1 protein-coding gene is annotated in these 416 nt (G+C 48.1%); it reads right to left on the minus strand.

Features of this window, described 5'->3' with window-relative positions:
• The coding region (gene rimM / locus FH871_RS35000) for a ribosome maturation factor RimM (protein ID WP_138995356.1) at window positions 1-416 on the minus strand (416 nt) is incomplete at both ends.

Consider the following 416-nt stretch of genomic DNA (forward strand, 5'->3'; position numbering starts at 1 on the left):
ATCGTCATCCAGTCCTTCTAAAAGTTCGACCTCAACCCGCTGCTCGGCCAAATCAACCTTCTTAACCACTGGCGGAATGTAGGGCAGGAGCAAATCTCGCTTGCCCTTTCGCTTAACCACCCAGACATCATTGGCCCCAGGCTGGAGGATCTCCTTGATCTTGCCGATAAGAACATCATTTTCATAGACAGGCAGACCAATGATTTGGTGGTAGTAAAACTCACCATCGGACAGGTCCGTCAAATTTTCCTCGGCCACCTTGAGGACATGGCCCTTGAATTTCTCAATAGCATTGATATGGTACATGTCCTTGAACTTGATGACATCGAAATTCTTATGCTTGCGGTGACTGGCAATGGTCACCTCCTGCACAAACCTATCCTTATCATCAAAAAGGGCCAGAGTGCTCCCCTTCT

It is taken from the genome of Larkinella sp. C7 (genome assembly GCF_006149005.1).
GTDB lineage: Bacteria > Bacteroidota > Bacteroidia > Cytophagales > Spirosomataceae > Larkinella.